The sequence below is a fragment of the Pseudochelatococcus lubricantis genome, assembly GCF_042432495.1.
Classification (GTDB): Bacteria; Pseudomonadota; Alphaproteobacteria; order Rhizobiales; family Beijerinckiaceae; genus Pseudochelatococcus; species Pseudochelatococcus lubricantis.
Window position 1 is genome coordinate 220,093 of sequence record NZ_JBHLXC010000012.1, and the last position, 22,814, is coordinate 242,906.

Annotated in this window: 21 protein-coding genes; 3 read left to right on the forward strand and 18 right to left on the reverse strand. The window is 64.2% G+C overall.

The window, feature by feature from the left end; translation table 11 throughout:
- Positions 1-3: 3 nt before the first annotated feature.
- The 4 genes from ACFFJ7_RS16585 to ACFFJ7_RS16600 form a co-directional block, all read right to left on the reverse strand.
- Positions 4-1,446 carry a Fe-S-containing protein gene (locus ACFFJ7_RS16585; RefSeq protein ID WP_377593823.1) on the reverse strand — a complete coding sequence of 481 codons (1,443 nt, stop codon included), beginning with the start codon at positions 1,444-1,446 and terminating at the stop codon, positions 4-6.
- Positions 1,447-1,476: 30 nt separating this feature from the next.
- Complete coding sequence (locus ACFFJ7_RS16590) at positions 1,477-2,016, reverse strand: iron transporter (RefSeq protein ID WP_166953998.1); 540 nt, start codon at positions 2,014-2,016, stop codon at positions 1,477-1,479.
- Positions 2,017-2,039: 23 nt separating this feature from the next.
- A complete protein-coding gene (locus ACFFJ7_RS16595; protein WP_377593826.1) occupies positions 2,040-4,031 on the reverse strand; it encodes an FTR1 family protein in 1,992 nt (663 codons plus the stop codon).
- A gap of 469 nt (positions 4,032-4,500) precedes the next feature.
- Positions 4,501-4,821 (reverse strand): hypothetical protein, encoded by a 321-nt coding sequence (locus ACFFJ7_RS16600; protein WP_377593828.1) that lies wholly within the window; start codon positions 4,819-4,821, stop codon positions 4,501-4,503.
- A 785-nt stretch (positions 4,822-5,606) separates the two neighbouring features.
- On the opposite strand from ACFFJ7_RS16600, the gene ACFFJ7_RS16605 reads away from it, so the two are divergent.
- Together ACFFJ7_RS16605 and ACFFJ7_RS16610 are read left to right on the forward strand one after the other, a co-directional pair.
- Complete coding sequence (locus ACFFJ7_RS16605) at positions 5,607-6,464, forward strand: DUF6502 family protein (protein ID WP_377593830.1); 858 nt, start codon at positions 5,607-5,609, stop codon at positions 6,462-6,464.
- The gene (locus tag ACFFJ7_RS16610) at positions 6,461-7,675 is read left to right on the forward strand and encodes a DUF5666 domain-containing protein (RefSeq protein ID WP_377593832.1); all 1,215 of its coding nucleotides are present in this window, start codon (positions 6,461-6,463) and stop codon (positions 7,673-7,675) included. The genes ACFFJ7_RS16605 and ACFFJ7_RS16610 overlap by 4 nt, the downstream gene beginning before the upstream one ends.
- Positions 7,676-7,718: 43 nt before the next feature.
- Here ACFFJ7_RS16610 and ACFFJ7_RS16615 read toward each other — a convergent pair whose 3' ends face one another.
- The 6 genes from ACFFJ7_RS16615 to ACFFJ7_RS16640 all read right to left on the reverse strand — a co-directional run bounded on the left by ACFFJ7_RS16615 (position 7,719) and on the right by ACFFJ7_RS16640 (position 13,761).
- Entirely contained in the window at positions 7,719-8,480 is a 762-nt protein-coding gene (locus ACFFJ7_RS16615) for an SDR family NAD(P)-dependent oxidoreductase (protein ID WP_377593834.1), read from the reverse strand.
- Positions 8,481-8,577: 97 nt separating this feature from the next.
- Positions 8,578-9,981, reverse strand: coding sequence for an aldehyde dehydrogenase family protein (locus tag ACFFJ7_RS16620; protein WP_377593836.1), 1,404 nt, complete (start codon positions 9,979-9,981; stop codon positions 8,578-8,580).
- Positions 9,982-10,020: 39 nt separating this feature from the next.
- Positions 10,021-11,007: a Bug family tripartite tricarboxylate transporter substrate binding protein gene (locus tag ACFFJ7_RS16625; protein WP_166954008.1), complete on the reverse strand. Its 987-nt coding sequence runs from the start codon at positions 11,005-11,007 to the stop codon at positions 10,021-10,023.
- Between the two features lie 208 nt (positions 11,008-11,215).
- On the reverse strand, positions 11,216-12,724 hold the full coding sequence (locus ACFFJ7_RS16630; protein WP_377593837.1) for a tripartite tricarboxylate transporter permease: 1,509 nt from the start codon (positions 12,722-12,724) through the stop codon (positions 11,216-11,218).
- Between the two features lie 20 nt (positions 12,725-12,744).
- On the reverse strand, positions 12,745-13,227 hold the full coding sequence (locus tag ACFFJ7_RS16635; protein WP_166954010.1) for a tripartite tricarboxylate transporter TctB family protein: 483 nt from the start codon (positions 13,225-13,227) through the stop codon (positions 12,745-12,747).
- A gap of 183 nt (positions 13,228-13,410) precedes the next feature.
- Positions 13,411-13,761 (reverse strand): hypothetical protein, encoded by a 351-nt coding sequence (locus tag ACFFJ7_RS16640; protein WP_377593838.1) that lies wholly within the window; start codon positions 13,759-13,761, stop codon positions 13,411-13,413.
- A gap of 216 nt (positions 13,762-13,977) precedes the next feature.
- Between ACFFJ7_RS16640 and ACFFJ7_RS16645 the strand changes: the two genes are divergently transcribed.
- Complete coding sequence (locus ACFFJ7_RS16645; RefSeq protein ID WP_377593839.1) at positions 13,978-14,757, forward strand: SDR family oxidoreductase; 780 nt, start codon at positions 13,978-13,980, stop codon at positions 14,755-14,757.
- Between the two features lie 156 nt (positions 14,758-14,913).
- Here the strand turns inward: ACFFJ7_RS16645 and ACFFJ7_RS16650 are convergent, their stop codons facing one another.
- The 8 genes from ACFFJ7_RS16650 to ACFFJ7_RS16685 form a co-directional block, all read right to left on the reverse strand.
- On the reverse strand, positions 14,914-16,119 hold the full coding sequence (locus ACFFJ7_RS16650; protein WP_166954017.1) for an ABC transporter substrate-binding protein: 1,206 nt from the start codon (positions 16,117-16,119) through the stop codon (positions 14,914-14,916).
- 25 nt (positions 16,120-16,144) lie between these two features.
- Positions 16,145-17,128 (reverse strand): branched-chain amino acid ABC transporter permease, encoded by a 984-nt coding sequence (locus ACFFJ7_RS16655; protein WP_377593841.1) that lies wholly within the window; start codon positions 17,126-17,128, stop codon positions 16,145-16,147.
- Positions 17,128-18,015 (reverse strand): branched-chain amino acid ABC transporter permease, encoded by an 888-nt coding sequence (locus ACFFJ7_RS16660; RefSeq protein WP_166954021.1) that lies wholly within the window; start codon positions 18,013-18,015, stop codon positions 17,128-17,130. Before ACFFJ7_RS16660 ends, ACFFJ7_RS16655 begins: the two co-directional genes overlap by 1 nt.
- Positions 18,016-18,110: 95 nt before the next feature.
- On the reverse strand, positions 18,111-18,848 hold the full coding sequence (locus ACFFJ7_RS16665; protein ID WP_166954023.1) for an ABC transporter ATP-binding protein: 738 nt from the start codon (positions 18,846-18,848) through the stop codon (positions 18,111-18,113).
- Positions 18,841-19,596, reverse strand: coding sequence for an ABC transporter ATP-binding protein (locus ACFFJ7_RS16670; protein ID WP_166954025.1), 756 nt, complete (start codon positions 19,594-19,596; stop codon positions 18,841-18,843). The genes ACFFJ7_RS16665 and ACFFJ7_RS16670 overlap by 8 nt, the downstream gene beginning before the upstream one ends.
- Positions 19,597-19,762: 166 nt before the next feature.
- Positions 19,763-20,590: an enoyl-CoA hydratase/isomerase family protein gene (locus ACFFJ7_RS16675; protein ID WP_377593844.1), complete on the reverse strand. Its 828-nt coding sequence runs from the start codon at positions 20,588-20,590 to the stop codon at positions 19,763-19,765.
- On the reverse strand, positions 20,587-22,512 hold the full coding sequence (locus ACFFJ7_RS16680; protein ID WP_377593846.1) for an AMP-binding protein: 1,926 nt from the start codon (positions 22,510-22,512) through the stop codon (positions 20,587-20,589). The genes ACFFJ7_RS16675 and ACFFJ7_RS16680 overlap by 4 nt, the downstream gene beginning before the upstream one ends.
- The gene (locus ACFFJ7_RS16685; protein ID WP_166954031.1) at positions 22,509-22,805 is read right to left on the reverse strand and encodes a Dabb family protein; all 297 of its coding nucleotides are present in this window, start codon (positions 22,803-22,805) and stop codon (positions 22,509-22,511) included. The genes ACFFJ7_RS16680 and ACFFJ7_RS16685 overlap by 4 nt, the downstream gene beginning before the upstream one ends.
- Positions 22,806-22,814 lie beyond the last annotated feature (9 nt).

Here is a 22,814-nt window from a genome sequence, read left to right on the forward strand (position 1 = left end):
CGTTCACACCCTCCCTGGCTGCCCGGGCTTCGGCTTCACGAAGGCGTCCGGCGTGGCGCGGAAACGGTCGTAAGTATCCCGGTTCTCGAAGAACCAGGTGCGCCCGTTGTGCTCGTACTGATACGGCGCGTTCGTATTCTTCACCGCCGCGCCGCTCACCGGGTCGGCGGCCGTGATCTCGACGACCTCGCTGAAGTAGCGCGTGCCTTTTTCCAGCGCACCCGCCGCAATGACGATGACGCCGTCCGCCAGCGTGTGGTCAAGCGGTATCGGGTTGCAGCCGCCGGGCTTGCCGATACTCGGGCGATACATGCGCACGTTGCAGGCGATGCAGAAAATCTCCTCGCCGCGCTGGACATAGCCGCCCTCCCCGCAGATCAGGCAGGCGTCGAGCACCACGCCGATGCTTGCATGCGCTTCGTCGTAGCGGTTGACGAGGAAGAAGCGCACCCTGTGCCCGTCCGACGCGATGTAGGCGAAGCGATGGAGGTTGCCGTCCTTAACGTTCTCGACCGGAATGCGGATGGTGCCGCGCTCGTCGGGAACCATCTCGACGGCCTCGGAGAGGCGCGGCGGGCGCGAGGCATACAGATCCTGATAGAGCATGACGGCGAGCAGGAATGCCGCAGTCGCCGCAAGGCCGTTGCGCCAGCGCCGCTCGCCGAGGCCGCGCGCCCGCAAGCGCCGGCGCTCGATGCGGCCGGCGACGTCTTCCGGTATGCGCAGCCGGCACGCCAGCGCTGTCGCGGCAAGGCCGAGGGCGATGACGAGATGGCCGTAGGCAAGCCACGGCGTGATGATCGACAACCGCGCCACCAGGGAGACGCGCCCGGCTGTAACCGGCACGAGATCGATGCGCAGCATGCCGAGCAGTGTCTTCTCGGCTCCCGCGACGGCGAGCAGCAGGAGTGCGGCGGCGAGCGCGACGGTGGAGGCCGTGTGCCCGGCAAGGCGCGCCACCCGCGCCAGCAGCAGCCCGAGCGCAGTCAGGGCCGCGAGGGCGATGACGATGGCGGCGCAATTGACGATGAGTTCGGTATTGATGACGTCGGTCGCCGTCAGCGTGTGATTGGCGCTCAGCCGCCAGGCGTCGAAAACGCCCTGGGTCGACACCGTCGCGATCAGCACACAGCCCGCCGCAAGCCGCCATAGCGCCGGCCAGCCCGCCGATGCGCGACCGATGCGTGCGGCGAACGACAACAACAGCAATCCCGACAGAACCACGACCAGCGCCGCCGCATGCACGAGCGTGGCGATGGCGGTCGCGGAACGCGGCAGGCTGGCGGCGGCGGCAACGGCAATGAACCCCCCGGCCGCGCCCGCCAGCAGCGCAAGCAGCGTGCCCGCCCGCCCGGCCTCCCGGGCACCGGCGACGAAGGGCCAGAGCGCCGCGGCGAGCGCCGCGACGGTCAGGGTCTGTGCCACGATGGTGATGTAGTAGGCCAATGCCGTGCTCCGCGCCGCCGTCCGCCCGACTTACTTCAGGGGCACGAAGGTGAAATCGAACTCGACATCGAAGGGCTCGAACCACTTGCCCACGCCGCTCGCCCTGTCGGTGTGACGCCCGAACCCCTGCCGGGCCGGCGGTTCGACGTGATAGACCAGCTTGTAGTTGCCGGCGCCCGGCAGCTTGATGTTGGAGCCGTAGTGGGGCCCGTCGACAGCCACCATGGGCATGAAGTTGCCGCTCTGGACCTTGCCGGTGTCCTTGTTTTCAAGGCGGTAGGTGACGGTGAGGTAAGGCACGAACTCGCCGGCGCCGAAGCCGTTCGGGTTGCCCTCGGCGGCGTGGATATCGGCCTCCAGATGGATGTCGGACTGCGACGCCGGCAGGTCGATACCGGCAGGCTCCAGATCGATGGGCGCGAGGTAGACCGCACCGATCTCCAGCGCGTTGACGACCTTCGGCTCGCCGATCGGATACTCGACCAGCTCATGCGCGCCCTGATGCTGGGCCTGCGCGCCGGAGGCCGCCACGAAGGCGAGGCCGGCCGCTATGAGAGCAATCTTTTTCATGGTGCAACTCCTCGGTGGATGGGTCATGAAGCTTTCGGCAGCGCCGCAGCCTGCCGCTTGCCGCGCCGCCAGATGATCACCAGCGACAGCGCGGTGACGGCGACGAAGACGGCCTGCGGCAGCAGCGTCTCCCGATAGGGATAGATGCCGAGCAACGGGATTTCCGGCGCCCGGCCGACGAGTGTCGGGGTGATCACCTTGCCCTCGATCAGCTCGAAGATGCCCTTGCCGACGAAGACGAACGCCATCAGGTAGAGGATCGCCCCCGTCACGCGGAAGAACGGGCCGACCGGCAGCCTGAGCGCCCCCTTCTGCATCGCCCAGTAAACGGCGACGAGCGCCAGCGCCCCGACTGCGAAGCCCGCCGCGATGGCGATCACGCCCGCGGCATCGGTGTCGATGGTCAGCGCCTGATAGAACAGCACCGTCTCCGCGCCCTCGCGATAGACGGCGAGGAACGAGACGAACCACAGCGCCCTCAGCGAGCCGGCGCTGATGGCGCCCTCCACCTTGCCCCTGATGAACGCGCTCCATTGCGCCGCCTCGGCCTTGGCCAGCAGCCAGTTGCTGGTGAAAAACAGCACCACGGCCGCAAGCAGCATCGTCGCGCCCTCCAGCACCTCCTGGCTGGCGGCGGACGTCCGGAACACGAGCTTGAGCAGGATCGCGGTGATGACGCTGGCGATGACCGCCACGACGACGCTGTTGACGATCACGCCTCGCTTGTCGCCGTGCCCTGTCTTGACCAGATAGGCGACAATGGCGGAAACGATCAGGATGGCCTCGAAGCCCTCGCGCACGATGATGAGCAGAGAGGCGAGGAACAGCGCGCTCCAGCTTCCCGCCCCCGCCCCGCCGAGCAGCTCGGCGGCCTGCGCCACGTCGGTGTTGAGGTTATCCGCCACCTCGTGCAACGCGGGAGCGGGCGCGCCATCGCGGATGAGCGCCATCAGGCGGCTGAAATGCGCCTCGATGCGGGTCTTGAAGGCGCTGTCGCGCGCGCCCACGCGCGCCTCCATGCCGCTCGCTTCGAACACGTCGAAATAGGTGTCCTGCAGGATGCCGACCGCGCCAGCCGCATCGCCCCCGGCGGCCAAAGACAGGGCATGCGCCGCCTGATCGCGGATCTTGCGGGCAACCGCATTCCAGTCGGCGGAGGATGTCGACGCCTCCGCCTGCTCCTTCGCCGTGCCGACGAGCGGCAGGCCGGACAGCAGCGCGGTGAGATCGTCCCGCAGCACCCGCGCCGAACCGCGAACGAGCCGCGGCTCGCGGTTGTCGTTGACGAGGCCGACGATGCGGTTGAACTCCGCGTTGAATTCGCCGTCACGCTGCTGCGAGACGTAACGGCGGATGGCCGTCTCCAGCAGGCTGTTCTTGTAGCCGTCGAACTGGCCTTTGCGAATCAGCGCACGCGCCTCTTCGGGGTTGCCGCGCTCAAGCGCGTCGGCAGCTTCCAGCAGGCGCCTGTGGATGGTTTCCACCGCCCGCTCCCAATAGGGTTCGACGGTTTTGGGGCCGATATCGGCGCCCTCCTCCGCGACTGCCTCAGGCTGGACGGCCGGTGCATCGCCGCCCCGCTCGGCGACGATGCGATGACCTTTCTCAAGCTGCGGCACGATCGCGTCGAGCGCGGCGATATGCGCGCGGATACGCGCCTCGACCTCTTCGATGGTCGCACCTTCCGTCATCAGCCTCCGTATGGCGCCGAACTCGGATTCGAGCTGGTAGCTGCGCCTTGCCGAGATATTGACGCGAATGGGCCCTTCAAGATTCTCGAATATTTCAAAATAGGAGCGCTGTACGGCCGTCTTCGCCGCATCCACGCGGCCGGCGCGATAATCGTCGAGGCCCTGTGCGAGCAGCGCATCTATACGCGAGACGAGCAACGCATAGTCGAGACCGCTCCGTGCTTCGGTATTCTGAGTCTGGGCATGCGGAGATGCGCTGCCGACAAAAGGATCGAGAATGAAAATCTGCGCCGATAACAGCAGAATCGCCAGAAACATCCGCATAAGGGTCTGCTCTTCTCCCGAACAGCGCGCAATCGTCTCGATTACACACCGCTCTGCATGCCTTTCTTCGACAATTTCGGAACCGATGGCCGGCATCGACCTGAAAGGCCGCGCCGCGAAACTATCCTCGTGCAACATAATCCACGTAAAATAAACGTGTGTTGACAGTAATCAATAATCTTCGCGATAGCAAAAAGATTCCTGAAAGAAATCAGTTTATAATTATTCTTATAAATATTAGGCGTATTATATAAGACGTGAAAGGAAGATACCGACAGCCCGTTCAACCGGCCCCTGTCGAAGCCCCTTGCGCCCTCGGGCCCGGAAGACGGCGATCGGAAGACGGCTGGCATCAAGGCTCCGGCTGCAGCCGGAGCTTGCGGAGCGAGCACTCGATTTTTCGATGAGAAATCGACTCATGCCGCAGGGCCGCAGAATGCGCGCGGCCGCCCGGCAGCAGACTTCGCCGCTATGCCCCGCGGTTCGACGTCGGCGCATTGGCGGCGGACTGGCGCCCCGGTTTCGCTTGCGAGCCTGCCCGATCCCGTTCGTTGGTCGCGCAATTGTCCGCCCTGGTGAACCGACCGTCATCGGGTGCGGCACGCGCGCTTCGTGCCCATTTCCTGCGCCGCCGCCCTCTCCCGAGCGCGGCAATGCCGATGACGATTACCGAGAGCATCAGGGCGGCGATTAGTATGAGCGATATCTGCACGAACGTCGTCACGTACTGCGCAACGGATATCCAGTCGATGGAGCCTAGCCAGGCAACAAAGCGCATGAGAAGAGTCATCTGCAACGGGTGCCTTTCAGCGCCTGCATGACGCCAGAGAGGAATGTTTGGGCTGATCCCGGCCGGTTACCGGATCCCGATAGATGCTGTAAGAGCAATCGAGTTCCCGCACCCGCGCCAGCTCCGCAGTCACGAGCAGGCAGGCCATGCCTATCCAGACAATCGCAAGGGCGACCCCGAAAACAGAGGCTGCCAATCTGCTGAAGAAATACACCGTCATGGATGCAGAACCTCGTGCAGCAGAGTCAGGACGTAAGGAAAGGCCAGTGCCAGCCCGACACACACGCAGCGCCGAATCTGGATCAGGCAGGGCCAGGTGCGGAGAGTGCGGCCAAAAGACTTGCAGTGCCTGACAGGGAGGCTGTCATGTTCCAGAACGCTGTCACGCATATTGACTATCTCATGAATGGGATATTTTCCCACATTTATAACATATCCCATTTTCCGGCAAGGGCGGTTTGAGAGATTTCGTGGCATTATTTCCCACGCTTAATTGCGCTAAACGAAACCGGAATGACGCGATCCGTACTTGTGGTAACAACGTCCACGACGGTTGATGGGATTTATTCCCACCTATATCCTGCACGGTTCATCGGCGGGTCGGCGGGCCAATCCATATCCGTGCTTGAAATCACCGATGGAACATTCCGGCGCCCAACGCGGGGCGGGCATGGACACGTTTGTTTTTGCAACGGGGCACTCATCGGGGCGTCCGGTTGATTATCGCAAGTTTTTGAAATATGCATGTGGGATAATTTACCATCAAGAAACGGTTGTCACGTGGAATGACGGACGTGCGGCGGGATCAATTACCGGATGCAGGGCGGCTTCATCGTCCGCTGGAAGCGATTCTGCGGCCGCTCGTCAAGCTGTGCATCCGCAGCGGCCTTACCTATCCTGCCCTGGCCAAGCTTTTATGCGCCCTTTATGTCAATGTCGCCGAGCATGAATTCGGCATTCCCGGCAAGTCCCAGACGGACAGCCGCGTGAGCCTTCTGACGGGCATCAACCGCAAGGAGGTCGCCCGTCTGCGCGGCGCCGGCGCGCCGGTCCACAAGGCGCCGGCCTCCGTATCGCGCACCAGCCAGATCGTCGCGCAATGGCTGGCCTCCTCCCGCTTTACGGATGCGGACGGCAACCCCCTCCCGCTTCCCCGCCAGCCGGTGGACAACGCGCCCTCTTTCGAGGAGCTGGTCGCGCTGGTCACCAGGGACGTGCATCCGCGCTCGGTGCTCGACGAATGGATCGACAGGGGCATCGCGGCGGTTGACGAGCACGACCGCGTCCAGTTGCGGGAGGAAGCCTTCGCCCCCCGGCCCGACGACGAACGCAAGCTGTATTACTTCAGCCGCAACCTGCATGACCACGTCTCCGCCGCCGCCGCCAACATCGGCGTGGAAAAACCGCCCTTTTTCGAGCGCGCGGTTCACTACGACGGCCTCTCCGTGCAAATGGCCGCACAACTTGAGGCGTTCTCCCGCAAGCTGGGCATGGACGCGCTGCAAAAAGCCAACAGAGAAGCGCACAAGATGGCGGGACAGCAACAGGCAGGCAATGCCCGTTGGATTTTTGGCATTTATATCTATCGTGAAACCGGCGATGAAGATGCCGCCGGAGCCCCGGGAAATGGGGAGACAGAATGACGAGTCCATCCGCCTTTTCCCGTCGGACGTTTCTGGCTGGCCTCGCCGGCATCGGCTCTGTCTCCCTCGTCGGGCCGGGAAAGGCGAACGATGAGGAAACGAAGCCTTATGCCGGTGACCGCGGGCTCGGCGGGACAGGCTTCATCGGCACCATTCAGCGTTTCGGAAGCATCATCGTCAACGACAGCCGCATCGGCTTCAGGCCGGATGTCCGCGTCACGCTCGACGGCAACCCTGCATCCGTGGGCGACCTGCGCATCGGCCAGGTGGTGCAGACCGTCGCCCGGACCGACGGAGAAGGCTTCACGACCACGCATATCGCCGTTATCAGCGAGGTCGTCGGCCCCATAGACCGGATCACGCAGACGGGGCTGACGGTTCTGGGCCAGCAGGTGGAAACGGCCGGCCTGACGCGGCAGAACCGGTGGCGGGCGGGCCAGCGGGTCGCCGTCTACGGTCTTCGCCGGATCGACGAAACCATTTTTGCATCGCTTATCGAGCACCGCGCGCCGGGTCGATCAGCGCGGCCGGATACGGTTTCCGGCGTTGTCGTCAACGATGGCAAGGCGCTCTGGATCGGCAACTTGCCACTGAAGGGCGTGCCGCCCGAGGCCGTGGGCCGGCGTGTCACACTCACCGGCAGCCGGGAGAAGGGGTGGTTCGTCGCGCGGTCGGTCAGGCAGGACGATTTCATCCACACGCCGGGCCTGCGCCGCCTGTCCATCGAGACCTTCGCGCGCTCGGTCGGCGATGCCATCCAGACCGTGGCCGGGCTGGCGCTGGACGGACACCGCCTGACGCGGGGCGCGGATTTCGACGAGGCTCGCGTCGTGATCAGCGCATCCGTCGACGAGCGGGGCCGGACCATCGCCGACAATGTCGGTCCCAGCAGCAGCCGCATCGGAGACCGCGGGCCTGGAGCCGGGCGCGGACCGGGACCGGGACAGCCGACGGGTCGCACGCCACAGCCGTCGCCGATGGCCGAACCCTCCTTCGGCAGAAATCGCGCCTCGCCGGGCGTGCCGGGACAGGGGCCGATGGGCCCTTCGCCCGAAGAAAGTCGCTTCGGCATGGACGGGATGGGACCACGCAATGCGGGAGGCGGCGGTTTCAGCGGCTCCGGAGCTGACGGCGGCCGCGGCGGTTTCGGCTCACCGGGAGACGGCGGCGGACGAGGCCGTGGTTCGGGGCCAGGCGACGGCCCGCGATGACCGTGGCTTGCCGTGCCGGCCGCCGTCTGAAGCCTGGCTCGACTCACGCCATCAACGACAAGCCCCCGCTGACCTCCAGAACCTCGCCGACGATATAGTCGGCCATCGGACTGGCCAGGAAAAGCACCGGGCCGGCAATGTCGGCCGGCTGCCCCACCCGGCCTGCGGGAATGCCCTTGATGCGTTCGGCATACTTCTCGGCCACGCTGAAGTTGCCATAGAATGCGGTATCCACCAGACCCGGCGCCACCGCATTGACGTGGATGCCGCTCGCGCAGAAATCCTTGGCGAACGCCTTGGTCAGCGAGGACACCGCGCCTTTGGCGGCGGCATAAGCGCTGCCGCCGGGGGCCCCACCATTGCGCGCCGCCGTGGAACTGACGTTGATGACGCGCCCGCGTGCGGATTTCTTCAACAGTGGCAGGCAGGCCTGCGTCACCAGAAACACCGAACGCAGGTTGATGCTGATCACGCGATCCCATGTTTCCGCGGGCAGCTGGTCGAAGGCCATCTTGTCGGGCGAAGCGCCGGCGTTGTTGACCAGCACATCCAGACGGCCGAAGGCGCCATCAATCTGCCCCGCGATGGTCCGGCTGACGGCGGGATCGGTAAGATCGCCGTCCACCAGCAACGTGCGGGTGCCGCCGGTCTCCAGTTCCTTTTGCAGTGATTGCGCCGCTTCTGCGAGCCCGAAATCGTGCAGCACGACGCTGGCGCCAGCATGCGCGAACTCACGGGCAATCTGGCTGCCTATGCCGCCGCTGGCGCCAGTGATGAATACGATCTGGCCGGAAAAGTCTGACATGAGGTCTCCTGAAAGTGGATCGGATGCCGGGAACGGCGGCGCGGAACGCTCGCCCGGCAAAGAGCGCCATGGCGAGGCCGCTTTTGCTGGAACTGATTTAGCCGGGGTTGGCGACCAGATAGGCTTTCTTGCGCACGAAGCGCGTGATCGAGTCGTAGCCGAGACGCGAACCTGCCAGCCCCGAGTGCTTGAAGGCATTTTTCTCGTGCATGTCGCCTTCGCCGATGGCCGCAGTGCCCAGTCCGGTGCCGTTGATGCTGACGGCCCCCACATCGATGCGCCTGGCGATCGACAGCCCCTCCTCCGTCGAACCGGCGAAAACCGCACCGCTCAGCCCGTAGCTGCTGTCGTTGGCCAATGCGATGGCTTCGTCGATGGAGTCGTAGGTCATGACAGGGATGACAGGGCCGAAGGTCTCCGCCGTCATCAGCTCCATGCTATGATCGACATCTGTAATGACGGTGGGTTCAGCCCACCAGCCCCCGTCACGCTGGGTCACCGGGCCGCCGCACAGGATTTTCGCACCCTTGTCGACGGCATCCTGCAAGTGACGGTTGATGATGTGAGCCTGACTTTCCTGGATGATCGGCCCGAGGGTGCCGTCCTGCAGCGTGGGATAGGCCAGCCTGACCTTCCGGGCATGTTCGATCAGCTTGTTGATGAAAGGTTCCGCAATCGCCTCAGGCACGTATACACGCTCGATCGACACGCAGACCTGGCCCGCGTTGGCGACGGCACCCTGAACGATCCCGGCGGCCGCCCTGTCGATGTCTGCGCTGGCCGTGACGATGGCGGGGTCCTTGCCGCCCAGTTCCAGAAAGGAAGGGATGAAGGCGCGCGCAGCCGCCTGCGCCACTTTTTGCCCGGTCGGCACGCTGCCCGTGAAGCACACGGCATCGACGTGCTCGATGAGTGCCGCTCCCAACGAGCCGTCACCGGTGATGTAGCGCAGTACGCTTGCCATTTCCGGTACGCGCTCCAGCGTGGCCACGAGCGGCGCGACAAAACGCGGCGTGACTTCGCTGGGCTTGACGATGGCGGCACATCCGGCGACGAGCGCCGGAATGGTGTCGAGCAGCGAACTCGACAGCGGAAAATTCCAGGGGCTGATGACGCCAACCAGCGGAAACGGGCTGAACCCGCCATGAATATCGACATGGTTCAGCGAGCGCAGGCGCTGGCTGCGTTCGGTGAACACCTCGCGCGCCATGATGGTGAGCTTGTCGATGCTGCCGGGCAGGCGCAGCAACTCCCGCTCCGACTCCACGACACGGCCCGTGTCGGCGATCAGCGCCTGCAGGATGACATCGCGGTCCTTGTCGACTTCGTGGCGCCATGCGTTGAGCACCTCCAGACGCCTCTCCAGACCCTCCTGCTCCCACTGTGGCTGGTGAGACCTCAGTTCCCGGGCAATGACAGGTAGTTGAGCTGGGTCTGTCGCCTGAAATTCATAGTCGAACTGGCCGGTACGCGGGTTGCGCACAGTAATGGTCTGGCTCATGACGGGCATGGCTCCCGTTTCAGTGAAAGAAAGGGTGAGTTATTCGACATTGATATTGGACTCGCGGATCACCTTGCCCCACTTTTCGCGCTCGGTCTGGATGAAGTTCTGGATCTCGGCGATATCCATTTCGCGGGCAGTGAAGCCGATTTCGAGCAGGCTTTCGCGAACCCCTTTTTCGCGCATCAGCTGGTTGATGGTCTGGTTGAGCTTCTGGTCGACGGCCGCGGGCGTTCCCTTGGGCAGCACCAACAGGTTCCAGATGTCGGCCTCATAGCCGGCAAGGTCGCCTGCTTCGGCCACGGTGGGAACATCGGGGAAGGTGGAGATGCGTTCTGCGGACGTGATGGCCAGCGGCCTCACGGAACCCGCCTTCATGTGGGAAAACACGCTGGCGATGCCGACGGTCGCGAAATCTATCCGTCCTGACATGAGATCAGTCATCAGGGCAGAATCGCCGGTATACGGAACATGGGTCATCTTGATGCCTGCCATGCTGGCCAGGTATTCGGTTGCCATGTGTCCGGGCGATGCGTTTCCGGCGGACCCGAATGAAATCGAACCCGGCTCCTTCTTGGATCGCTCGATGATATCCGCGAGCGTCTTCAAGCCGGAGTTGTTACCGGTGATTACGACCATCCCCGAAGAGCCGAGATAGGCGACGGCATTCAGATCCTTCTTGGGGTCATAAGGCAATTCCCTGCCCAGCAGGTCATGGATCATGGTGGAGGATACGCCGGACACGGCCATCGTGTATCCATCCGGCACGGACCGGAGCGCCTGCCCAACGCCGAGCGAGCCGGCAGCTCCCGGCTTGTTCTCGACCACGACGGACTGTCCGAACGCCGCCCCCATGGCCTTGGCGACGATGCGCCCCGCCAGATCGGTCGTACCGCCCGGCGCATATGGGACGATCATCTGTATGGTTCGATCGGGATAGGTGTCTGCTGCCTGCACTGGCACGGCGGCGGAGAAAAAGCCGGCAGCGGCCAGGCCGATCATCCGGGATAGAATGTTCAGTTTCATGGCGTCCACTAACTATGTTCGAGTTCAGGGGGTCTCGGAGCATTTACACTGCCGCGCGTCTGGCACGGGTATTTTCAGAAAACATCAATTTTTATTGATGTTTTCATTTGCATAATTTGAATATATTCAAGTTACATATTTTATTTCGGCAGACATTTTCATCTATGCTACCAGCAGCGGCTGACGCTCAAGTATTTGTCGACAAGAGCTAGTCTTCAACAAAGGCCTCCTCCCTTTTTCTGCTGATGAAGGGAACGGACGCGACGACGATCATTGCCGCCGAAGCCAGAAGCAGCCCTGCCGAGATCGGGTGGGTGAGGAAAACGCTCCAGTCGCCGCGGGAAATGATCAGCGCCCGCCGCAGATATTCCTCCATCATCGGCCCAAGGATAAGGCCGAGCAGAAGCGGCGCGCATTCGCAGCCCAGTTTACGGAAAACATAGCCCGCGACCCCGAAGATCATCAGCATCCAGATATCGAAGACACTGTTGTTGAGAGAATAGACGCCGATGACGCAGAACAGTAGTATCACCGGGAACAGCAGCCGATAGGGGATCGTCAGCAGCCGCACCCAGATGCCGATCAGCGGCAGGTTGAGGATGACGAGCATCAGGTTGCCGACCCACATCGATGCGATCAGGCCCCAGAAGAGCTGCGGGTTGCTCGACATGACCTGCGGTCCGGGCTGGATGTTCTGGATCATCATGGCGCCGATCATCAGGGCCATGACGGCGTTGGAGGGAATGCCGAGGGTCAGCATCGGGATGAACGAGGTCTGCGAGCCGGCGTTGTTGGCCGATTCCGGACCGGCGACGCCACGGATGTTGCCCCGCCCGAATGCCGGGACGGAATCCTTGGCGATCCACTTTTCCAGTGAATAGGATGCAAAGGACGACAGCAGTGCACCGCCGCCGGGCAGGATGCCGAGGATCGATCCCAGAAATGTGCCGCGCAACACCGCCGGCATCGATTCCCTGACCTCCGCCCGGGTGGGGTAAAGCCGGTCGATCTTGTTGACCAGCATACCTTCGCGCCCCTGCGGCGTCGACAGGTTGACGATCACCTCGCTCAGCCCGAACACGCCCATGGCGACGACCGTGAAATTGATGCCGTCGGAGAGTTCCGGAATCCCGAAGGCGAAGCGCGTGACGCCGGAGGTGATGTCAGTGCCGCCAAGCCCCAGCAAAAGCCCGATGATGACCATGCCGATGGCCTTGAGCAGGGCGCCGGTCGCCAGCACCACGGCACATACGACGCCGAGTAGCATGAGCGCGAAATACTCCGCCGGCCCGAACTGAAAAGCGATGCTGGTCATTGCCGGCGCGAACGCGGCGATAATCAGGGTGCCGACGCAGCCGGCGAAGAACGACCCGAGCGCGGCAACCGAAAGAGCGGCCCCCGCCCGGCCGTTGCGCGCCATCTGGTAACCGTCGAGCGCGGTGACCACCGAGGAGGATTCACCGGGCAGGTTGATGAGAATCGCCGTGGTCGAGCCGCCGTATTGGGCGCCGTAGTAGATGCCGCTCAACATGATCAGGGCGCTGACGGGATCGAGGCCATAGGTGATCGGCAGCAGCATGGCGATGGTGGCGACCGGCCCGAGGCCGGGCAAGACACCGATCATGGTGCCCAGAAAGCAACCGATAAAGGCGTAGAACAGGCTCTGGGCGGTCAGGGCCGTTTCGAACCCGGTTGCGAGGTTGCTGATGAGATCCATTGCGGTTCCCTCGATCCGGCTTACAGAAAGGCCGGCCAGAACGGCACGGGTAGCCGCAAGGCCAGATGAAAGATCACATAGCAACAGACTGCCAGGATCGCGGCGGTCAGGACCATCTCCTTGATGCGCATCGGGCGGATCGCCATTCCGACAACGAAAACCAGACCTGCGATGGCCACCAGCATGCCGAACGACGGAAGCCCTAACGATGGAAGCCCGCCCAGAAGCACGCCGAAGACGAGATTGGCGGCAAGAACGAATATCAGGGGTCGTGGCGCGAAATCGGTAATCGCACCCTCCGGATCCGCTTCGCCGGCTAGGGAAAAGTAGGTGACCATAACGCCGATGCCCGTCAGCAGGATGGCGAGCAGAAGAGGGAAGTAACCGGGCCCCATATTCGACGCCGAACCGATCTTATAGCTGCTGGCGCCGATCACGTAAGCCATGCCCAAAGCTATGAACATGAGACCGGACAGGAAGTCCTTTTGGCTCTTTATGCCCATGATGGGCTCCTTATACTGGTGAGCATTTTTCAATATTGAAGCGCATTTCGGGACGATCCGCTTGCGGCGCCGCTGTCAGCGGTGGAAATCATAGCGGTCCCGATGCGGACATGCCGTCGCGGACATCCCTGACGTCCATTGCCGCCTCCCTTTTCGCCCGCCGCGGCGGGCGTGATCCACCTCTCACGAATTCCGGATACGCCCGGACAGAAACCGTTTCTCCCCGTCCCCGGGGGCATGGTCGACGAGGGGGTGGATCGGCGTGAGGTCGCAGGCGTGGGTCATGTCACCCGGCTTCGGGCGGCTGGCGGCGCGAGTGACAAGCACTGAATCCGTTGGCAGCCCACACGGGCCGCGATCGTTTGCGGGGAAAGCGCTTGCCGAAGGCTCCATATCCGCAAGCCTCTGCGCCGCCTGCCGGGCGCATTCCCGCGCATTCGTGCGCCGCACGGCGCTCTCGGCCTGTTCCGACAAGGCAGACCTGCGGGCCGGGCTGAAAAAAGCTCGCTGCTCTTCGGGCAGTTCGATATCCATGGTTCCCTCCCCGGACGTTCGCCCTGTTGGTTAAGTGTACTTTGACACAAAGGGAATGCGGCGATAACGATGCTCTGGTCTAGCATAGGAAACTAAAAGTTATGGCAGAGCACAGCCGGATCCTGCCTCCGACCCGCCGCGCGCGGCTGTTCGAGCATCGGCACCGCGCTGCCGAATAACCGGCCGGATCACCGGGCACGACAGGGGGAGAACAGCATGAATCTGGAACTCGACGGCAAGACGGCGCTCATCACCGGCGCCTCGAAAGGCATCGGCCTTGCGGTTGCACGAGCGCTGGCGAAGGAAGGTTGCGACCTTCATCTCGCCGCCCGCGACGGCGAGGCGCTCGCAGCCGCCCGGAAGGAGATCGAAACGGCGCACAAGGTTCGCGTGGCCCTGCACGCGCTCGACCTGTCGCACGCGCAGGCGACGGAAAAGCTTGCGGCCGATGCCGGCGATATCGATATTCTCGTGAACAACGCGGGCGCCATCCCCGCCGGCTCGCTGGAACATCTCGACGGCGAGGCATGGCGACGCAGCTTCGATCTCAAGGTATTCGGCTATATTACGCTGGCGCGCGCCTTCTACATGAAAATGAAAGGCAAGGGGGGCGTCATCGTCAATATTATCGGCAACTCGGGCGAAAACTGGGATGCCGGCTTCATCGCGGGCAGCACGGGCAATGCCGCGTTGATGTCCTTCACCAAGGCGCTGGGCGGCGCGAGCTTCGAGGACGGGATACGGGTCGTCGGCATCAACCCGGGCCCCGTCGCGACGGAGCGGGTATCGACGCTCATGAAGCGCAAGGCCGCCGAAACGCTGGGCGACGAAAACCGCTGGCAGGAACTGTTCGAAAAATACCCCGGCGGCCGGCCGGCATCCGTGGAGGAAGTCGCCGATCTGTGCGCCTTCCTGTCGTCCGCGCGTGCCAGCTACATATCGGGCACCGTCGTCACCATCGACGGCGGCTTCTCCGCCCGTCGCCGCGCCGTATGACGGGACCGGCAGGCGCGTTTCCAAAGAATACGCGCCTGCCTTTCATACGCAATTCACGTGGCGCGACCCGAAAAGGCCGCCCTTGTTCATGGGGCGGCCTTCTGTTGCGAGCGGTCGCCGGCATGCGGCGGCTTGTCCCTTCCGGAGGCGCTGGTATTACTTGCCCTTGGTGATCGGACAGGCGCTCTCGGAAAGCGGCCGGAAGGCGCGTTCCGCGGGAATGGTGGAGACCACGCGGTAATAATCCCAGTCGTAGGCCTTGTCGGCGGGCGACTTCACCTCGACCAGATACATGTCGTGGACCATGCGGCCATTGGGCAGCAGCTTGCCATGGCGCGAGAACATGTCCTCGACGGGGTTATCGCGCATCCAGGTGAGCACCTGGTCGGAGTCCTTGCTGCCCACGGCCTTCACCGCCCTGAGATAGTGCAGCACGCCCGAATAGATGCCGGCCTGCGCCTCGCCCGGCATCTTGCCCGTGCGCTCGTGGAAGCGCTTGGCGAAGGCGCGGGTCTGGTCATCCATGTCCCAGTAATACGGCACAGCGAATTGCAGGCCCTGCATCATGTCGAGGCCAAGGCCATGCACATCGGTAATGAAGGTGAGCAGGCTCGCCAGCCGCTGCCCGCCCTGCTGCAGGCCGAACTCGCGGCCCTGCTTGATGGCATTGATCGTCACATCGCCGCCCGACGCCAGCGCCACGATCTTGGCGCCCGAATTCTGCGCCTGGAGCAGGTAGGAGGAGAAGTCGAGCGTCTGCAGCGGATGACGGACGCTGCCGACGATCTTGCCGCCGGCCCCGGTGACGGCTTCGCGCATGGCCTCCTCCATGCTGTGGCCATAGGCATAGTCCGCGACAAGCAGAAACCAGGTGTCGATCCCCTGCTCGATCAGGGCGCGGGCGGCGCCGCGCGTCTGGGAATAGGTGTCGAAGGTCCAGTGCAGCCCGTAGCCGTTGCACGAATCCTCGGTCAGGCGGTCGGTGGCCGCGCTCGCATAGATCGCAATCTTCTTTTTCTCGGCGGTGAGCGTGTTCACCGCCAGCGCGATGGCGGAATTCGGCACGTCGAGGATGACGTCCACGCCGTCGACGTCATACCATTGCCGCGCGGTGTTGAGGCCCACGTCGGGCTTGTGCTGGTGGTCGGCGAAAATCAGCTCGATCTTCTCCCCCAGCACCTCTCCGCCGAAATCCTCGATCGCGAGGCGCGCGGCCTCTACCGATCCCGCGCCGGAGAGGTCCGAGAACGGGCCGCTCATGTCCGTCAGCACGCCGAATTTCACCTTTTCCGCCACGGCCGCGCCCGCCGTCAGGTTCATGGCCAGCACCAGCGGCAACAGATATTTCCAGGGTTTTCCCATTACGATTCCTCCTTTGGATTCTGCTTTATAGTTGTTGCTTCAACCGGCCCGCGATGAAGCCGACGATGCCCTCCCTGAAGATGAGCACTGCGAGGATGAAGATCCCGCCCTGCACGACAGTGACCCACGCGCCGAGATGGGCGAGGTAGTTCTGCATCGACACGACGACGAGCGCGCCCGCGATGGGCCCGAATACGGTGCCGATGCCGCCGATGAGGGTCATCAGCACCGGTTCTCCCGACATCGACCAATGAACGTCGGTGAGAGAGGCGAGCTGGAAGACGATGGCCTTGGTGGCGCCGGCGAGGCCGGCGAGACCGGCGGAGAGCACGAACATCGCCAGTTTGTAATGCAGCGGGCGGTAGCCGAGCGAGATGGCGCGCGGTTCGTTCTCGCGGATCGCCTTGCAGACCTGCCCGAAGGGTGAATGGATGACGCGGTAGATGAGCAGGAGCCCGCCCATGAAGACAGCCATGACGAAATAATACAGCACGCGGTCGTCGGCGAAGCTGATGAGGCCGAGGAGCCTGCCGCGCGGCACGGCCTGAATGCCGTCCTCGCCGCCGGTGAAAGGGGCCTGAACGGACAGGAAGTAGACCATCTGCGCCAGCGCAAGGGTAACCATGGCGAAGTAGATTCCCTTGCGGCGCACGGCGAGCGCGCCGAACACCGCGCCCAGCACCATCGCCACCGCGGTGCCGGCCAGGATCGCGAGTTCCGGCGTGAGGCCCCATACCTTGGCGCCGTGCGCGCTGACATAGCTCGCCATGCCGAAATAGGCGGCGTGGCCGAAAGACATCAGCCCGCCAAAGCCGAGCAGGAGGTTGAAGGCGCAGGCGAACAGCGCGAAGCACAGCACCTTCATCAGAAAAACGGGATAGACGAGGAAGGGCGCGACTGCGAGCATCAGCGCAAGGCCGATGAAGATGGCCCGGTGCAAGGTCCGGGTGCGGTCGCCGCCGGAGGCGGGTGCGACGCCGGCCGCGACGGTCGTGGAAACATTGGCCATCAGGTAGCCCTCCCGAACAGGCCGGCCGGCTTGATGAGCAGGACGATGGCCATGATGATGAAGATCACGGTCGCGGAGATTTCCGGATAGAACACCTTGGTCAGCCCCTCGATGAGGCCGAGACCGAAGCCGGTGATGATGGAGCCGAGGATCGATCCCATGCCGCCGATCACCACCACGGCGAAGACGACGATGATGATGTCCGCGCCCATATTGGGATTGACCGAATAGATCGGCGCCGCCAGCACACCCGCGAAGGCGGCGAGCGCGACGCCGAAAGCGTAGGTCAGGGTGACCAGACGCGGCACGTTGATACCGAAGGCCTCGGTCAGGACGGGGTTCTCGGTGGCGGCCCGCAGATACGAGCCCAGGCGGGTTTTCTCGATCATGTACCAGGTCGTCAGGCAGACCGTGAGCGACGCGACGACAACCCAGCCGCGATAGTTCGGCAGGAACATGAAGCCGAGATTATGCCCGCCCGAAAGCAGCGGCGGGATGGCATAAGGCAGGCCCGAGGCGCCGTAGTAGTTGCGGAACAACCCCTGGATGACCAGCGCCAGCCCGAAGGTGAGCAGCAGGCCGTACAGATGGTCGAGCTTGTAGAGTCGCGATATCAGCAGCCGCTCCGCCACTATCGCCAGGGCGCCGACGATCAGCGGCGCGAGGAGCAGCGCCCACCAATAGCCGATGCCGGCGTAGTTCAGCAGCATCCAGGCGGCGAACGCGCCCAGCATGTACTGCGCACCGTGCGTGAAATTGATGATGTTCAGGAGCCCGAAGATCACTGCCAGTCCGAGGGAAAGGATCGCGTAGAACGATCCGTTGATCAGACCGAGCAGCAACTGGCCGAACAGAACCTGGGGTGTGATGCCTATCAGCTCGAACATGGCACGGCCCATGCCGATGCAAGCTGCGATCCGGCCCGTGCCGGCAATCTCGCCTGTCTCATTTTTCTTCCTCCCCTCCCCTCACCCGCCCGGCGTCAGACGCCGAGATAGGTCTGGAGCTTGTCATGGTTGGCGTCGAGTTCGTCGTTGGCGATCATGTCGATGACCCGCCCCTGCTCGACGATGTAGTGGCGATCCGCGACCGATTGCGCGAACCGGAAATTCTGCTCGACCAGCACGATCGTGAAGCCCTCCTGCTTCAACCGCGCCAGCGTGCGGCCGATCTGCTGGATGATGACCGGCGCCAACCCTTCGGTCGGTTCGTCGAGCAGCAGGGTGCGGGCGCCGGTGCGCAGGATGCGGGCGATGGCCAGCATCTGCTGTTCGCCGCCCGACAGCTTCGTTCCCTGGCTCGCGAGCCGCTCCCTGAGGTTCGGGAACAGCTCGAAGATCTGCTCGACCGTGAAGCCGCCCGGCCGCACCTGCGGCGGCAGCATCAGGTTCTCCTCGACGTTGAGCGAGGCGTAGATGCCGCGCTCCTCCGGCACATACGCGATACCGAGGCGCGCGATAGCGCGCGACACCATGCCGATGGTTTCGGTGCCCGCGAAGGCGATGGAACCGGTGCGCCTGCCGACGATGCCGATGATCGATTTGAGTGTCGTGGTCTTGCCCGCCCCGTTGCGCCCCAGCAGCGTCACCACCTCGCCCGGCTTCACCGCGAAGGTGACGCCGTGCAGCACGTGGCTTTCGCCATACCATGCGTGCAGGTTCTCGACGGCGAGCTGCGGCGCCGGGTCAGCCTGTGCCACGTTCCTTGCCGTCTCAGCCATGACCTGCTCCGATGTACGCCTCGATCACGCGCGGATCCTTCGACACGGTGGCGTAGTCGCCCTGCGCCAGGACCCGCCCGCGCGCCAGCACGGTGATCGTGTCCGACAGCGAGGCGACGACCGACAGGTTGTGCTCCACCATCAGAATGGTGCGGTTGGCGGCGATGCGCCGGATCAGCGCTGCGATGCGCTCGACATCCTCATGGCCCATGCCCGCCATCGGCTCGTCGAGCAGAAGCATCTCTGGATCGAGCGCCAGCGTCGTGGCGATCTCCAGCGCCCGCTTGCGGCCGTAGGGAAGCTCGACGGCCTTTGCAGCGACGAAATCGCCCAGCCCGACGGCGCCGACGAGATTGCGGACTTCGTCGTCGAGCGTGTCGAGCGTCCGCTCCGAACGCCAGAAATCGAAGCTTTCGCCGCGCTTCTTCTGCAGCGCGATGCGGACATTCTCCATGACGCTCATGTGAGGAAACACGGCCGATATCTGGAAAGAACGGACCATGCCGAGACGCGCGACATCGGTGGGCTTCGTCGCCGTGATGTTACGGCCGTTGTAGGTGATCGTTCCCCTGGTCGGCTCCAGAAACTTGGTCAGGAGATTGAAGCATGTCGTCTTGCCGGCGCCGTTCGGGCCGATCAGCGCATGGATGCTGCCGCGGCGGACGCGCAGCGTTACGTCGTCCACAGCCGTAAAGCCCTTGAAATCCTTGGTTAATCCTTCTGTTGCGAGGATAATGTCATCGGACATGGCCATCGGCATGCGCTGCCGCCCTCCTCCCTTTGGGGTCCCTCCAGACCCTGTGTTATTTTTTGTGATTAGTCGCATAATATGCGATTTTCGTCAATACGCATCATACGCGATACATATGATATCGTTCTCAACGGGATTGTTGCCGCTTCCTCGGCACCGTTGTTCAGAGAGGGCTTTCGCGCGGAAAATCCGGCTGTCGTTTTTCGCGGTGCGCTGCCAGGCCTTCCCTGACATCCGGGGAGGAGAAGCCGAGAAACTCCAGCGCCAGCGACGTGTCGAAGGCCGGGCCGGCCGAACGCAGCCAGTTGTTGAGCGCGTATTTTGTCCAGCGGATCGCGCTGGACGCGCCCTCGGCCAGCCGGACGGCGATCTCCAGAGCCCTGGCGTCCAGCTCGGCGTCGTCCACCGCCAGCGCGACGAGGCCGATGCGCTCCGCCTCCTCGCCGGACAACGCCTCGCACAGCAAAAGGTGGTATTTGGCCTTGGCCATGCCGCACAGCAGCGGCCAGACGATCGCCGCATGGTCGCCCGCCGCGACGCCAAGTCTGGTATGGCCGTCGATGATGCGCGCATCCTTCGCCGCGATCGGGATGTCCGCGAGGAGGCCGCAGGCCAGTCCCGCGCCGACCGCTGGACCGCGCATGGCGCTCACCACGGGCTTCGAGCAGTTGAGCAGGTTGAAGACGATGTCGCGCGCCTCCTTCCAGTTCCGGGCCCTGGTATCGAAGTCGTTCATGATCCGCTCGATCATGCGGAAGTCGCCGCCGGCAGAGAAAGCGGCGCCGTGGCCGGTGATGATGACCGCCGACACCGAAGTGTCGGCATCGACATCGCGCCAGACGCGCGCCAGCTCCCCGTGCATGACCTGATCGACCGCGTTCAGCCGCTCGGGATTGTGCATGACGATACGCAGGACGTTGGGATGCGGCCTCTCGAAGCGCAGGCGCTCGTAGCCGCGAAAGGTTTCGCCATTCGATGCCGCGGCGCTCATGTCGGAACCTCCGCCTCGCCCGGCCGGGAGCGCAGCTGCGCGACCGCCTCCGGATTCACCAGCCCCGACACGTCGCCGACCGGCTCCCCGATCCAGATCGACCGAACCACGCGGCGCATGATCTTCATGCTGCGGGTCTTGGGAAGATCGCCGACGAACGCGACCGCCTTCGGCCGGAAGGACGATCCGAGCCCCTCGACCACGGCCCGCCGCAGTTCGTCCACAACCTCGGGCGTCTCGCTGACACCGCGCGCGAGCACGCAGACGCAGACCACGGCAGAGCCCTTCACCGGGTCCGGGACGCCGATCGCCGCAGCCTCGGCCACCTTGCCGGTGCCCAGCAGGAACGCCTCGATCTCGGCCGGTCCGGTGCGTTTGCCGGCGATCTTGATCGTGTCGTCCGAGCGGCCGTGGATGAACCAGTTCCCGTCTGCGTCGACCGACGCGAAGTCGCCATGCACCCACAGGCCGGGGATGGTCGACCAGTAGCTCTCAAGATAGCGGTCCGGATCGCGCCACAGGCCGCGCGTCAGGCCGATCGACGGAACTGTCAGCGCCAGTTCGCCGACCTCGCCGCGCGGCAGCGGGCGACCCGTCAGGTCGACGACGACCGCGCCCATGCCGGGGATGGGGCCGCCGAAGGCGCACGGCTTGAGGTCGCGATGCAGGATCGTGCTGGCGATGATGCCGCCGCCGATCTCGGTGCCGCCCGAGTAGTTCAGGATCGGAGCCCGGTTGCCGCATACCTTGTCGCGGAACCAGTTCCACGCCTCCGGCGTCCACGGCTCGCCCGTCGCGGCGGTGACGCGCAGCGTCGACAGGTCGTAGCTCTCCACGGTGCCGGGCGGTTGCTGCATGAAGGCGCGCACCATGGTCGGCGCGACGCCGAGGAAGGTGATGCCGTAATCCTGCGCCAGCCGCCACAACCGACCGGGCTCGGGATAGTCGGGAACGCCCTCGGCCAGCAACATGGTCGCACCGACCATGGGCGAGGCGACGGCCAGTATCGGCCCCGTGAGCCAGCCCATGTCGCTCATCCACAACAGCCGGTCGTCGGGCCGCAGGTCGAGGATGGTGCCGAAGTCGAGCGCCACCTTCGTCATGAACCCGCAATGCGAGTGGACCGTGCCCTTGGCCTTGCCCGAGGTTCCCGAGGTGTAGACCAGCATGGCCGGCGTCTCGGCCGGCAGCTCCACGGGCGCCACCGGCTCGCCCGTCGCGAGCAGCTCCTCCCAGCCGAGCCAGCGCGGATCGGGATCGGCCGCATCCCGCGGCACGACCACGATATGGCGAAGCGACGGCGTCATGCCGCGCACGGCATCGATCGTTTCCGCCATCTCGATCGCCTTGCCGCGGCGCAAGGTCCGGTCCACGGTGACGACGGCGACCGCACCGGCGTCCCCGAGACGCTCGGCCACTGCCTGCGCGCCGAAGCCGGAGAACATCGGCAGTGCGATGGCGCCGATGCTGACGATGGCGAGGAAGGCGGCGATGGTTTCCGGAACGGAGGGCATGAACAGACCCACGACGTCGCCCCTGCCGATGCCGAGCGCCGTGAGCCCGCCCGCGGCCCGGGCCACGGTCTCCTGCAACTGCACATAGGACACCGCCCGCCGCGTGCCGTCCTCCCCTTCCCACAGGACCGCGTCCTTGCCGCCGAAACCGTTGGCGATGGTGCGGTTCAGGCAATTGTAGGCGATGTTGGTGGTGCCGCCGAGGCACCATTCGGCCAATTCCGGCCCCTTCGACACATCGAGCAGACGCTCGTATGGCTTGAAGAAGTGCAGGCCGTGAAACTGCATGACCGCCGGCCAGAACCATTCGGGATCGCGCGCGGCGCGTTCGACCAGTTCGTCATAGCCGGTAAGGCCGTGGAGCGTGAGGAAGCGCTCGATGGGCGCGGTGCCGTTTTCGCTGCTCATGCTGCCACCTCGGTGTCGAGCACGACGATGCGGGAAATGAAGGGCGACATATATGTCTTCATTTCCACATGCGCGGGGGAGACCTGATAGGCGTCGTGAGCCTGCGAGGACCGGAAAGTCGCAACCACCCCGTGAGTGAGGCCGTCGCTGCGCGAGGCGCCGTTCTGCGCCATCGCATAGGTGACGAGGCCGTCGCACTCCGCGCGCACCCGCCGCACGTAGTGTTCGACCTTGTCGAAAAAGGCCGCGTTCGCCTCGGACGTGAAACTCATCAGAACGATGTGATAGAACATGGATCGTGT